A 570-nucleotide genomic window follows, 5' to 3' on the forward strand; every position below is an offset into this window, starting at 1 on the left:
CGCCTGCCGTCAACAGCCTCTCGGCCGTCATCCTCGGCATTGCCCTTGTCGGGCTGCTGGCCGCACCCTTCATGGTGTATCCGATCTTCCTGATGAAGATGCTGTGCTTCGCGCTGTTCGCTTCCGCCTTCAATCTTCTTCTGGGCTATACCGGCATTTTGTCCTTCGGCCATGCCGCCTTCTTCGGCGGCGCGGCCTATATCACCGCCCATACGGTCAAGGTCTGGGGCGTCACGCCGGAGCTTGGCCTCGTGCTCGGCGTCCTTGCCGCCGCAGCCCTTGGCCTCGTCATCGGCTATCTCGCCATTCGCCGTCAGGGCATCTATTCAACGATGATCACGCTGGCGCTGGCGCAGATGTTCTTCTTCTTCTGCCTGCAAGCATCCTTCACCCATGGCGAGGACGGATTGCAGGGCGTGCCGCGCGGCCATCTCTTCGGCATCATCGATCTCAACCAGCCGATGACCATGTATTATTTTGTGCTGGCGGTGTTCGTGCTGGGCGTGTTCGTCATCTGGCGCATCATCAACTCGCCCTTCGGCATGATCCTGAAATCGGTGCGCGAAAACG

The 570-nt window shown here is 60.2% G+C and carries 1 protein-coding gene; it reads left to right on the plus strand.

The window, feature by feature from the left end:
* On the plus strand, positions 1-570 hold a 570-nt coding region (locus ACS5UA_RS22845; protein WP_443101888.1), incomplete at both ends, for a branched-chain amino acid ABC transporter permease.

Source organism: Brucella sp. RRSP16 (genome assembly GCF_052246815.1).
GTDB lineage: Bacteria > Pseudomonadota > Alphaproteobacteria > Rhizobiales > Rhizobiaceae > Brucella > Brucella intermedia.